Annotated in this window: 11 protein-coding genes; 5 read left to right on the top strand and 6 right to left on the bottom strand. The window is 34.2% G+C overall.

The features are described from left to right. The first annotated feature begins 94 nt into the window (after positions 1-94). The 3 genes from aroB (at position 95) to AC23MB_RS05450 (ending at position 2,765) form a co-directional block, all read left to right on the top strand. The gene (aroB, locus tag AC23MB_RS05460) at positions 95-1,138 is read left to right on the top strand and encodes a 3-dehydroquinate synthase (RefSeq protein ID WP_487786714.1); all 1,044 of its coding nucleotides are present in this window, start codon (positions 95-97) and stop codon (positions 1,136-1,138) included. 220 nt (positions 1,139-1,358) lie between these two features. Next, a complete protein-coding gene (locus tag AC23MB_RS05455) occupies positions 1,359-1,988 on the top strand; it encodes a porin family protein (protein ID WP_312322934.1) in 630 nt (209 codons plus the stop codon). A gap of 165 nt (positions 1,989-2,153) precedes the next feature. After that, on the top strand, positions 2,154-2,765 hold the full coding sequence (locus tag AC23MB_RS05450; protein WP_312322935.1) for a porin family protein: 612 nt from the start codon (positions 2,154-2,156) through the stop codon (positions 2,763-2,765). Between the two features lie 48 nt (positions 2,766-2,813). On the opposite strand, the gene AC23MB_RS05445 is transcribed toward AC23MB_RS05450, so the two are convergent. From AC23MB_RS05445 to rpsA, 3 genes are all read right to left on the bottom strand, one after another. Beyond that, complete coding sequence (locus tag AC23MB_RS05445; protein ID WP_312322936.1) at positions 2,814-3,572, bottom strand: T9SS type A sorting domain-containing protein; 759 nt, start codon at positions 3,570-3,572, stop codon at positions 2,814-2,816. Positions 3,573-3,677: 105 nt separating this feature from the next. Then, entirely contained in the window at positions 3,678-4,640 is a 963-nt protein-coding gene (locus AC23MB_RS05440; protein WP_312322937.1) for an EamA family transporter, read from the bottom strand. 142 nt (positions 4,641-4,782) lie between these two features. Next, entirely contained in the window at positions 4,783-6,573 is a 1,791-nt protein-coding gene (gene rpsA / locus AC23MB_RS05435) for a 30S ribosomal protein S1 (RefSeq protein ID WP_487786713.1), read from the bottom strand. 518 nt (positions 6,574-7,091) lie between these two features. On the opposite strand from rpsA, the gene AC23MB_RS05430 reads away from it, so the two are divergent. Beyond that, positions 7,092-8,399: a DEAD/DEAH box helicase gene (locus AC23MB_RS05430; protein WP_487786712.1), complete on the top strand. Its 1,308-nt coding sequence runs from the start codon at positions 7,092-7,094 to the stop codon at positions 8,397-8,399. A gap of 76 nt (positions 8,400-8,475) precedes the next feature. Here AC23MB_RS05430 and AC23MB_RS05425 read toward each other — a convergent pair whose 3' ends face one another. Then, the gene (locus AC23MB_RS05425) at positions 8,476-10,875 is read right to left on the bottom strand and encodes a TonB-dependent receptor plug domain-containing protein (protein WP_487786711.1); all 2,400 of its coding nucleotides are present in this window, start codon (positions 10,873-10,875) and stop codon (positions 8,476-8,478) included. 91 nt (positions 10,876-10,966) lie between these two features. Between AC23MB_RS05425 and AC23MB_RS05420 the strand changes: the two genes are divergently transcribed. Then, positions 10,967-11,308, top strand: a complete 342-nt coding sequence (locus AC23MB_RS05420) for a MerR family transcriptional regulator (protein WP_487786710.1) — start codon at positions 10,967-10,969, stop codon at positions 11,306-11,308. 40 nt (positions 11,309-11,348) lie between these two features. Here the strand turns inward: AC23MB_RS05420 and AC23MB_RS05415 are convergent, their stop codons facing one another. Together AC23MB_RS05415 and AC23MB_RS05410 are read right to left on the bottom strand one after the other, a co-directional pair. Then, the gene (locus AC23MB_RS05415; RefSeq protein ID WP_487786709.1) at positions 11,349-11,933 is read right to left on the bottom strand and encodes an OmpA family protein; all 585 of its coding nucleotides are present in this window, start codon (positions 11,931-11,933) and stop codon (positions 11,349-11,351) included. A gap of 2 nt (positions 11,934-11,935) precedes the next feature. Further along, on the bottom strand, positions 11,936-12,481 hold the full coding sequence (locus AC23MB_RS05410; protein WP_487786708.1) for a hypothetical protein: 546 nt from the start codon (positions 12,479-12,481) through the stop codon (positions 11,936-11,938). Positions 12,482-12,490 lie beyond the last annotated feature (9 nt).

The following is a 12,490-nucleotide window of genomic DNA, read 5'->3' as shown; positions in this document are numbered from 1 at the left end:
CCTACGCATTAAAACTTGTATTAAACCAAAAAATAATACATTCTAAAAACCTATTCTTGCTGAAAATTCTCATATTTTTGCAAAAAGGCATTTTATGATTACTTTATTAGACGATGATTTCTCGGGATTAAATCAATTTTTAAAAGAAAATTCGGCGAGCAAAATATTTATTTTGGTTGATGAAAATACCCACGAATATTGCCTTCCTACTTTGCTTGGCAATATGGAAACCAATGTTCCGTTTGAGATTATCGAAATAGAAGCTGGTGAAGAACATAAAAATATCGGAACTGCGATTCAACTTTGGGAAATCCTTTCCGAGTTTGAAGCTGACAGAAAAGCTTTGGTCATCAATCTTGGAGGCGGCGTTATCACTGACATGGGCGGTTTTGTCGCGTCGACTTATAAAAGAGGAATTAAATTCATCAATATTCCGACAAGCTTATTAGCAATGTGCGATGCTTCCATTGGTGGGAAAACAGGAATCGATCATCAATTTTTAAAAAATATAATTGGCACTTTTGCAGAAAGCGAGCAGGTTTTCATTTATCCTAAATTTTTAAAAACATTAGATTTTATCCAACTCAGAAGTGGTTTTGCAGAAATGCTAAAACATGGTCTTATTGCAGATGCCAAACATTGGGAAGATCTCATTAATATTACAGAACTGTCCGAAAACAGTCTTGAACCATACATTCTTAAAAGTACAGAAATAAAACAAGACGTTGTCGAAAAAGATTTTAAAGAACAAAATATTCGTAAAAATCTAAACTTCGGACACACCGTTGGTCACGCCATCGAAAGCCTTTACCTCGCCAATCATCAATTACTTCCTCATGGTGAGGCTGTAGCTTCGGGCATGATTATCGAGACGCATTTATCTTACCTAAATCAATTAATAACTGAAGAGATGAGTTTGGAAATCATTAATACTATCCGGAGATTTTTCCCTTACGTTGATATTTCTCAATATAAAGAAGAAGATATTTTGGCGCTGATGTTTAATGATAAGAAAAATACGGAAGGCAACATCAATTTTTCATTAATAGAAGGCATAGGAATTGGAGTTTTTGATCAAAAAGTTAGCGAATCTAAGCTAATTTCTGCCTTAGATTTTTACAAAAACCTAAAAAATTAGTCAAAATTTGGGATCATTTTCAACTAAAATTCGACTGTTTTTGACATTTTTGTAAACAAATTACAACCCATTAAATATCAATATTTTAAACTCAAAATTTTAACAAATAATGAAGAATAATTAAATTAAATTTCGAAATAAATAAAGATTTTGGCAAAGTATTTGAAAGTACTCTTGGCGTAAAACAAAATTTAAAATTGAAATTTAAAAATTTAATATTATGAAAAAGTTATTTGTAGGATTAGCAGTTGTAGTAGGATCAATGTCATTCGCACAACAATTCGGTATCAAGGCGGGAGCTAACATTTCATCAATTTCAAAAGACGGGTTTGAGGACTCAAAATCAAAAGTAGGATTTTACGGTGGTCTTTTCATGAATGCACCACTTTCTGAACAATTCAGCATCCAACCAGAGGTTTTATATAGCCAACAAGGTGCTGAGGTTAAAAGAACTTACACAGCTTTAGGGAATACAACAACAATTGATGGTAAGTTAAATTTGGATTATATCACAGTACCTGTAATGTTCCAATTCAAAGCGACTCCAGAATTTTATATTGAAGCTGGACCAGAATTTGGTTTCCTAGTTAACGCAAAGCAAAAAGGAGATATCAAAGTTAATGGTAATACTGTAGCTTCTAATACTTACGATGCAAAAGACAACTATAACAGCTTTAACATGGGAGCAGCTTTAGGTGTTGGTTTCAACGTTACAGAAAACTTCGGAGTTAATGCTAGATACGTTGCTGGATTTACAGACATTAATAAAGATGGTAACACATCATTGCAAAATGATGATAACAAAAACAGAAATAATACGTTCCAAGTTGGATTGAATTATAAATTCTAAAAAACATTAGTTTAATATAACAGGAAGCTCCAAGAGGGCTTCCTTTTTTTATGAAAAATATCAGCCTTCTATCATTGAGTAACATAAAATAGTTAAATTGCAGAGCATTTAGTATAATTCAATAACTAAACAAATATCTATTTGAAAGTATTTTAACTCTATATTATGAAGAAATTATTTTTAGGAATTGCGACAACGATAGCTTCGTTAAGTTTTGCACAGCAATTTGGTTTTAAAGGAGGACTTAACGTATCATCAATAACTAAAGAAAAAGATTTGGATGACACAAAGTCAAAAATTGGCTTTCATGCTGGGGTTTTTCTTAATATACCTTTCTACAATTCGTTTAGTATTCAACCAGAAGTTATCTATAATGATCTAGGATCAAAAGTTACCTATCCTAAAGATAAAGGTTCTTATAGTACTAATTTGGGATATATTTCTATACCAGTAATGTTTCAGTTTCGACCGGTTCCTAATTTCCATATAGAGGCGGGACCAGAATTTGGATTTTTAGTAAATGCCAGTACAAAAGTTAAAGATAGCAACGGTAACTCGACGACATCTAACTTTACTAAAACTGCTAAAGAAGATTTTAATAATATAAATATGGGATTAGGAATCGGAACAGGATTTTATTTCTCTAAGAATCTTGGTTTAAATATTAGATACACTTTAGGCTTTACAGAAATCGGAAAAGCAGACCGTCCACTAGGAAAGGTTTACAAAGACTCTAAAAACAATGTATTACAAATAGGATTAAATTATAAACTTTAATTCAACAAATAAAAAAAGGCTGTCAATTGACAGCCTTTTTATTTAGTGTTAATTCTTCACGAACTTAGAAGTCGTTTGTTTAGAATTTTCGTCGGTTACTGTGATCATGTAGCTTCCCGCTTTAATAGAAGAAACGTCGATTTTATTATCTTTCAAACTTTCTGCTTTTATCAATCTACCAGAGAAATCGGAAATTTTCGCCTCTGTCAATTTGGAAGAAGACTTAATGATTAACATATTCTTGACTGGATTGGGATATATTTTAACATCATTTTTAGCAACATCAGAAACCGCTAAAGTACCTTGGGAAATTTTAAAATCATCAAGTATTAAATAGAAATCCCCTGTCCCAGCTTGCTCTCCAGAAACACGAAGTTTGAAACCCGCATTTTTAAGCACCTCACCTTGCGGAATTTGGTAAGAAAAAGTTGTGCAAGTCATCACTTTATCCAAAGTAAAATTGCCTATCTCCTTATAAGTTGTACCACCATCGGCAGAATATTCTACTTTCATACTTCCTTCTACTTTCCCAGAAGTACCCAATAGGTAAGTTCTGTATTTGAAATCGACAGTAATTGAAGCTCCATTAGACGAAAATGATGAAAAAGTCGTAGAACCAACTTTTCCACCGCTCCAAAAACTACGGATAAGAGCATAAGAGCCTTCACAAACTGGTGTTGTTTTACTTCTAAAAAAACTAACATTACTATAGTTTCCATTATCAACTTCAAAACCTTGGTTATCGTTAATTTGACCAAAAGATAAAGCAGCAATCCCGACTGCTAAAGAACATAAAACTTTTTTCATGAAATTATTTTAAATTTAGGATTGCAAGAATAATCAAAATTTTAGAAACAAAAAAATTCGCAAGTAAAAACGAGCGAATTTCATAATATTTAAAGCAAAAGCTTATTAATTTAGTTTTTTCTGCGGTAGATTCATTAAGACTATCGCAAATAGTATCATTGCAATTCCGCACCATTGGATGGCTTCTACTTTTTCATTTAAAAGGATGAACGCCATGGCAACAGAAACTGGCAACTCCATAGAGCTGATAATACTTCCCAATCCTAAACCGGCTTTTGGAAACCCAGAATTAAATAAAATTGGTGGTAAAATTGTTCCAAACAGAGATAGAATTAATCCATATTTAATAAAAATACTAAAATCAAATGCTCGGATATTAGCGGGATTATCCGAAAAATTAAAATAAAAAGCTTTTAATCCATCAAAATAATAAGGTCCAATCTGTCCAAAGAATAAAAACAAACTTACAATAATCCCTCCACCGCAAAGCATGAATAAAGTTTTACGAAGTGGTGAAGCATAGGTTGCAATCGTATTGGCAGCAAACATTGTTGTAGCAAACGACGATGCAGCTAACAATCCCCAAATAATTCCTCGCCAATCCATTGCAATATCCTGATTGATAATGTTGGTTGCCAAAAGTGTCCCTGCAAGTACAATTGCGACAGAAATCATTTTTCTAAGACTTGGTAATTCTTTTTTAATAAAAGCTTCGATTACAACGCTGATCCAAACCGACTGCATCAATAGCACAATCGCCACCGAAACATTAATATATTGTACCGCTAGATAATAAAACAAACTGGTACATCCCATGGAAGTCCCTGCAAGCAGTAACTTCTTTTTATCAACTGCAGTGATGCTTGGATAAGCTTTTTTTGAAAATTTAGCTTGATAAAGATTTAACAATAGCATACCTAAAATCCCTAAAACAAATTGAGAAGTTGTTACTTCGGCGGTTGTATATCCTTCTTTGTAAGCCAACTTAACAAAAGTGGCTAACATCCCATAAAAGCTGGCTCCTAGTCCTACTAAGATCACACCTTTCAAAACATTATTCTGTTGCATAATTTCTTTTTAATCCAATGTCTTTTTGATATTTAAAAACAAAGGGCGACAAAATTACGCCTATTTTTTGAATCCTAAAAACATCCCACAAAAAAACCGCTTCATTTCTGAAGCGGCTTAGTATTTAAAAGTGGATTAAGGATTATTTACCTTCTTCCATTCTCTTTTTCAATTCTGCTAGAGCGTCGATATCTCCAAGAGTTGATTTTTCTTCATTGCTAGAAGATCCAGCAACTGCTTTGTTAGAAGATTCTCTTACAGCTTTTTTCTCCTCATCTCTGAAGATACCTGTGTGAGATACAACTACTCTCTTGAATTCTTTGTTGAACTCGATTACTTTGAACTCAGCAGTTTCTCCTTTCTTGATTTTAGATCCGTCTTCCTTCTCTAATAATCTTGATGGGCAGAATGCTTCAACTTCAGCATCTTCGAATTGTACAGAAGCTCCTTTATCATGAACTTCTACTGCAGTACCAGTGTGTACAGTTCCTTCAGCATATTTAGTTTCGAATTTATCCCAAGGATTTTCTTGAAGTTGTTTGTGACCTAAAGAAAGTCTTCTAGCTTGAGTATCTAATTCTAATACAACAACATCTAACTTATCTCCTACGTTGCAGAACTCAGATGGATGTTTGATTTTCTTAGTCCAAGAAAGATCAGAGATGTAGATAAGACCGTCGATACCTTCTTCTAACTCTACGAATACACCAAAGTTAGTGAAGTTTCTTACAGTTCCTACATGCTTAGAACCTACTGGATATTTAGTTTCGATATTTTCCCAAGGATCTTTAGATAATTGTTTGATACCTAAAGAGATTTTTCTTTCTTCTCTGTCAAGAGTTAAAACTTCTGCTTCAACCTCATCACCAACTTTCACGAAGTCACCTGCAGATCTTAAGTGAGTTGACCAAGACATTTCAGAAACGTGGATAAGTCCTTCTACACCTGGAGCGATTTCTACGAAAGCACCATAATCAGCAAGAACAACTACTTTACCTTTAACTTTATCACCAACTTTTAGGTTAGCATCTAGAGCATCCCAAGGGTGTGCTTCTAATTGCTTCATACCCAATTGGATTCTTGTTTTCTCATCGTCGAAGTCAAGGATAACCACTTTAACTGTTTGTCCATCTTCAAGGATTTCTGATGGGTGGTTAACTCTAGACCAAGAAAGGTCAGTGATGTGGATAAGTCCATCAACACCTCCAAGATCGATAAATACACCGTAAGAAGTAATATTCTTAACTGTACCTTCAAGAACTTGACCTTTTTCAAGTTGAGCGATAATTTCTTTTTTCTGTCCTTCGATATCAGCTTCGATAAGCGCTTTGTGAGATACAACAACGTTTTTGAACTCAGGGTTGATTTTAACAACTTTGAATTCCATTGTTTTACCAACGTATTGATCATAATCTTTGATTGGCTTAACATCTATTTGAGAACCTGGTAAGAATGCTTCGATACCGTGTACGTCAACGATCATACCACCTTTAGTTCTTGACTTAACAAAACCATTAACGATTTCTCCAGTTTCGTGAAGCTCATTAACTTTATCCCAAGCTTTAAGCGTTCTAGCTTTTCTGTGAGATAATTGTAATTGTCCTGTTTTGTCTTCTCTTTTGTCAACCATTACTTCAACCTCGTCACCTACTTTAAGGCCTGAGTTGTAACGGAATTCGTTAAGAGAAATAACACCTTCTGATTTGAAGTTGATATCAACGATAGCTTCTTTATCTGTTAATCTTACAACTTTACCAACGATAACGTCGTTTTCTGCAAGATCGTTAAGAGAACCATTGTAGATTTCTTCTAATTCTTTCTTCTCAGATCTGTCTTCTGCGTTAAGACCTGATTCGAATGAATCCCAATCAAATTGTTCTGGTGCTACGTTTTGGTTTAATAAAACCTCTGCTGAATTTGTCTCTTTTGACATAATTCTAATTTTAATTTGTATTCCTATTTCTTTTTAGTTTCAGCTAAAATGGACTAAAGAAATTCGGAAGATGTTAATTTATAATCATTTACCCCGCTGAAATCATTCCATAAAAAGTGGTGCAAAAATACAAATTTTATTTGAATTAGGATTATTTTACAAATTCTTTATTACTTATTTTTTAAATCTAGACTTCCTATTTTTATGATCTACCTCCTCAGAATGAAATAATACCTCTAAAAAATCAAATCATCTAAATGAACAAACCCAATTAATACAATGGATTAATACAAAAAATAATGGGTACATTTTTTCATTTTTATATTAATAAATTACTACTTTTTTCTATAAATAACATTGAACAAGTTACCTATTATACAGACGGATTAAGAAATCCAAATAGCCCCCGGATCTAGATTTTGATGGTTTTGTAAACTTGAATTTTATTAAAGACTTTCAAACAACATCTTTGTTTCATCGAAAAACAATTCCAAGAAAAATTCTGTTACCTTTGCAACATGAATACAGAAATTATTCTTAAAAATTTGCAGATTCGGGAACTGAATCAAATGCAAAAATCTACTTATAAAGCTGCCGAAAACAACCAAGACATTGTCTTACTCTCTCCTACCGGTTCAGGGAAAACTTTGGCTTTTCTGTTACCTGTTCTACGAAATTTAAAAACTGGTAAAAAAGGTGTTCAAGCTTTGGTGTTGGTTCCTGCACGAGAATTGGCTTTGCAAATTGAGCAGGTTTTCAAATCTATGAAAACCGATTTTAAAGTAACAGTTTGCTACGGCGGTCACGACAAAAAGATTGAAGCCAACAATTTAATTGAAGCGCCTGCTCTATTAATAGGGACGCCAGGACGTGTTGTAGATCATCTAAAAATGGAAAATTTTGACCCTTCAACAATTTCTACTTTAGTTTTGGATGAGTTCGATAAGTCATTAGAATTTGGTTTTCAGGAGGAAATGAGCTTTATTATTGAATCTTTAGAAAATTTAAAACAAAGAATTCTGACTTCTGCAACAGCCATGGAAGAAATTCCTGAATTTACAGGTTTACAAGGCGAAAAATACATCGACTTTTTGAAATTGGGTGAAGTGAAACCTGATATTCACTTCAAAAAAGTGATGACAACGGCCGAAGAGAAATTGGATACGCTTTTCCATTTAATTTGTAAAATTGGGAACAAAAGAACCTTGATTTTCTGTAATCACCGTGAAGCTGTCGATAGAATTTCGGAACTTTTAAAAGAAAAAGGCATCGAACGAGAAACCTTCCACGGCGGAATGGAACAAGACGAACGCGAGCGCTCTTTATTAAAGTTTAGAAACGATTCGGCGAGAATTTTAATTACAACCGATTTGGCGGCGCGTGGCTTAGATATTCCTGAAGTGGAATCGATTGTTCATTATCAACTTCCTGCAAAAGAAGACGCGTTTATCCACAGAAATGGCCGAACAGCACGTATGAATACGAAAGGCTTCGCTTATCTAATCATGAAAGAAGGTGATAATTTTCCTTTTTTAGAAAACGATATTCCTGTTGTTAATGTGAATGACGAAACTAGAATTCCGGCACCTACACCTTTTGAAACCTTGTACATCAGCGCAGGAAAAAAGGATAAAATCAACAAAGTAGATATCGTCGGATATTTGATGAAGAAAGGTGAATTAGAAAAAGATGACGTTGGGCTAATCGAAGTTAAAGATACAACCTCCTACGTCGCGATTTCTCGAAAGAAGATAAAGGACGTGATTAAAAAATTAGCCAATGAAAAACTCAAAGGCAAAAAAATAAAAATGGAAATTGCTTATTAATTTCTCATTAAAAAAGCCAATAGTTCTTTGCTATTGGCTTTTTATTTTGAATAAAAATTTCAATCTTATTTTAAAATTAAAACTCGACAATAATTCCCATATAAGGCAAAACGTGCTGTCTGTCTTGCTTTTCGTAAGTTAATTGATAAGTTTGATCCTGAATTGGCGCCGAAGGATTGCTCACAATTCCGTTACCGTTGCCATCTCTTTCGATGTTGATGACGGGTAAATTACTAGGACTTTGGGATCCGTAAAGATTTACAACATCTACATAACCAGTAATTTGCCATTTCTTGAAAATCCATTTTTTCTCTGCACGAACATCTAATTGATGAACCAAACGACCTCTTCCGGTGTTGAGTAAGTTGTAATCATACACTGGTCCGTTCGCAACATTCCAAATACTTACCATGCTGGATCTAGAAGTATCATATGGTGTTTCTGGAAAACCGCTTTGCATTCTGAAACGGGCGCTTAGGTTCCAATTTCTACCAAAATATTTGCCAGCTGTTAAAGACGCAATATGTCTTGCATCCCAAGATGAAGCTAGCATTTTGCCATTTTTGTCATTAAATCTAGAATACCCAAATGTATAAGCGAAAATTCCGTAAAAATCGTTATCTGTACGTTTTTGAGCTAGCAACTCAAGTCCATAAGCTTCACCTTTTGAACGCGAATCCAAAGGTTCGAGACCAACAGCACTTCCCGAAGCTCCTAGATTGGCTAGACTGACTTGATTTCTCAATGAAAAAGGATACTGACTGTATTTTTTGTAATATCCTTCCAGCGTGATTCGTAAATTTTGATCGCCGTTATATTCTGTCCCAACAACAAACTGATGGTTTTTAATGTACTTTAAATCATCTTTATTGACGTAAGAATTATTAATTGTAAATCCTAAAGCGGTAAACGGTGGTAATTGATAGTAAATCCCGGTATTAAAGCTCACTCCCCAATGTTCATCAATTTTATAATTGAAAGCAATTCTTGGTGAAAATTGATCCAAAGGATTGCTTGTTAATTTTGAGTAGGAAGCTGCATCTAGCCGAATTCCTGCCGAAACACTCAATTTATTATCGAAAAATTTATTGGCAGTTTGCGCATAGAAGCCGTATTGCATAAAATTAAGGTCGGTTTCGTAAGCGTCGTTATTAATGCTATTTTGAGAAATATAGCGGTTGACAGAATGGTTGTAATAATTTAAAAATCCAAGATTGGCACCCGCACTCCATTTAAAACTTCCCATCGTCCAATTTCTGTCGATTCTTAGTTTGTGTTCCAACTCTTTAGAATGATAATCAAGGATTAAATTTTGAGGTTCTTCAATGTTTTTAAAATATTTTGTAGCTTTATTATCAAGCCAATTTCGACTGAGCGTAAAAAGCCAATTTCCATTTTGTGCAAGATGACGGTAACCAACGCCTAACGTATAATTTCTTTGCGGAGAAATAGGAAGTCTATCCAGCAAAGCGTCATTTTCAGGTGTTTTCTTTGCATTAAAGTTAAGTTTAAAATCATCAATAGCTCCAATTCCTAAAAAATACAATTCATCACCAGATTTATATTTTTTTGATACCTTAAACTGTGCGTCATAATATGAAGGTAAAAACGGCAAGCCAATCGATTTAAACATCATCTGAAGATTGGAGCGACGCGCAGAAAACAATCCTGTCCAAGATTGATCTTTACTCAAAGGGCCATCCGCCATCAGCTGCATATCATCTATTCCCAAAACAAATTTGTAGCCTAATTTATCCTTTCTTGCTTCTCGAAAATTAAATTCAAATAAAGAAGAAAGTACGCCATTTCTTTTCGCCGGAAAAGCGCCACTGTAAAAATCAACATCTTTCAAAAAATCAACGGTGATAATGCCGCGTGGCCCACCAGAAGCACCTTGCGTTTGAAAATGATTAATGGTAGGAACTTCAATGCCATCGATGTAATATTTATTTTCCATGGAAGAACCTCCACGAATCAGTAGATCATTTCTGAAACTTGTGGTTGTAGCAACACCTGGAAGCGACAAAAGAGCTCTAGAAACATCTCGATTAGAACCTGCATTTTTCTGAATTTCTTCGCTGGTAATAGAACGCAGAGAAACTGGACTTTCGGGCGTGGTTTTGTATTTTCTTTTGCTAAGCACGACTTCAGCAATATTAGTTTCGCTAGCTTGCAGCTTTGTTAAACCTACAGAATAACTTAATTTTTGGTTCGGAACAATGTCTATATCATACAAATAAGACTTTTGATAATCGTCTGCAATAATTTCGAAAGTATAATTTTTAGCGTGTAAAGAATCGATAGAGATGCTTCCAACACCTTCGTACACGCGGTCGGTCTTTACATCTCTTACTTTTCCGGAAAGTGGTTTGTTATCGAATTGATCGTGCAAAGAAATGCTAATTCCGCCAGTTTGCGCCATTAATCCCACAGAAGCGAAAGAAACTCCCAGAGCTAATAAACTTTTTACTTTCATAAATTTTTATTTCCCTCAAAGATAAGATTTACTTCTACAACAAGCTTTCATTACAGTAATTTCACTAATTTTGTGCTTATTTACATTTTTCATGAAAATTAATTTACCGGACAAACTTTATTATTCAATAGGCGAAGTTGCAAAAGCATTTGACGTAAATACTTCTTTAATAAGATATTGGGAGCAAGAATTCCCGATTATTAAACCTAAAAAGAATAAAAAAGGGAACCGATATTTTACACCAGAAGACATTAAAAATTTAAAGATGATTTACCATTTGGTGAAAGAAAAAGGATATACGTTGGACGGAGCGCGGATTGCATTAACAACGAATACCAAAATTTCTGAAACTGTTTCTATAATTGAGAGACTAGAATTTGTAAAAGCTGAACTTAGAAAGTTAAAAAAATCCTTAGATACGATTCCGGAATAAAAAAAATGCTAGCCTTGTGGTTAGCATTTTTGTTTAAAAATTAAATAGATTTCTGTGTGGTTACTTTTATTTCTACCCGTCTATTTTTTGCTCGTCCCTCAGGATTATCCGACCCATCGGGATTCGTATTAGGTGCTATTGGATCTTTTGCACCTTTTCCGTCCGTTAAAATTTGATTTTTTAGGCCTTTATCTTCTAACCATTTTTTAACAGCCATCGCACGCTGATCCGATAATCTTTTGTTATAACTATCAGAGCCTTTTGCATCGGTATATCCAAGAACCAAAACATTAGCCTCTGTTTTTCCGTTGATATCGTCAAATGCTTTTTGCAATTCTGCGTCAGCTTCAGGTTTTAGAACCGCTTTATCAAAATCAAATAATTGATCAGCAGACAAATTAATTTTAATATTAAGGTTGCTAACACTTCCCGTCAAACTACTTCCTCCATTATCAGAAGATTCCGTTGTAGCCGTAGGTTTTGTATCGCCAACAATTTCGCTTTGGTTTTCCGACAAAACATTTTGTTGAACAGAATCTGATTTGATAACAACTGTTGTTTTTTCAGTTTTAGTACAAGCTATAAAACCTAAAGTAGACATTGCTAATATATATGAAAACCTCATGACTATCGTGTTATTGGGATTGAGTCAAACGAACCAAAATCTGGAATATTTAACGTAATCGTTTTGCTTGTTTCTGGTGGTGGTGCAAATTTTAAACTAACTAAAACAGCATTTTTCTTATAACTTGTTGAGAACTGTATTCTGCCAGAACCTGAAGATTGTAAAGGCGATGCTTGATAATTTCCTTCATCATCTTTTAGAACATCATGCTTTTTTGCTTCTGCATCGTCCACGTAATTAATCTCGCGAATATTGATTACGTGAAGAGGAGTATGCTCATCACCTTCTTTTTCTGCCTTAGCAATTAATTCGACATATAAAACTTTACCAACAACTTTAGCTTTCGTTACAGAAATTACCTCACCATTTAAAGATTTTGTACTTAATGCAACAGGCGCTTCAGCTTTTGGTGTTGCGGTATCATCAGGAGCTTTCTCTTCAGATTTTGTAACCTCAGAATTTGATGTACTTTCCACCAACTCCTCTTTTTTCGCCTCTTTACAAGCAACAAGTGCAAGAGAAGCAAGGACAAATAATAACTTTTTCATAATTTTTTA

It is taken from the genome of Soonwooa sp. T0.1_25 (genome assembly GCF_057652215.1).
This window is presented reverse-complemented; position numbering and strand designations above follow the sequence as displayed.